Origin of the sequence: Bittarella massiliensis (ex Durand et al. 2017) (assembly GCF_017566145.1) — a bacterium.
Classification (GTDB): domain Bacteria; phylum Bacillota; class Clostridia; order Oscillospirales; family Ruminococcaceae; genus Bittarella; species Bittarella massiliensis_A.
This window is the reverse complement of record NZ_JABFCL010000289.1, coordinates 1-216: the sequence shown is the minus strand read 5'-3', so window position 1 is coordinate 216 and position 216 is coordinate 1. Positions and strand designations below refer to the sequence as shown.

The window sequence follows — 216 nt, the reverse complement described above, 5'->3', positions numbered from 1 at the left end:
AGGATATGAAATCGGTATGAAGTATGTTTTTTTCCGAATTTGGACAGAGACAAACCAAAAAAGCAGACTCACAGCATTTGCAAGAAACCTTGTGATGGAGGATGTGCTCCGACTGGATGAAAGTAACTTGGAACGGATCCGGAAAAGACTAAAACAGGATAAAAAGATCAGAATGTTGCTCGGATATGCGAGCACGTTTGAAAATCTTGCATCGTA

General features: G+C 40.3%; 1 protein-coding gene. It reads left to right on the top strand.

Annotation, left to right across the window (positions count from 1 at the left end; all coding sequences use genetic code 11):
* Nucleotides 1-16: 16 nt before the first annotated feature.
* The coding region (locus tag HJY11_RS14370) for a hypothetical protein (RefSeq protein ID WP_208076546.1) at nt 17-216 on the top strand (200 nt) is incomplete at its 3' end.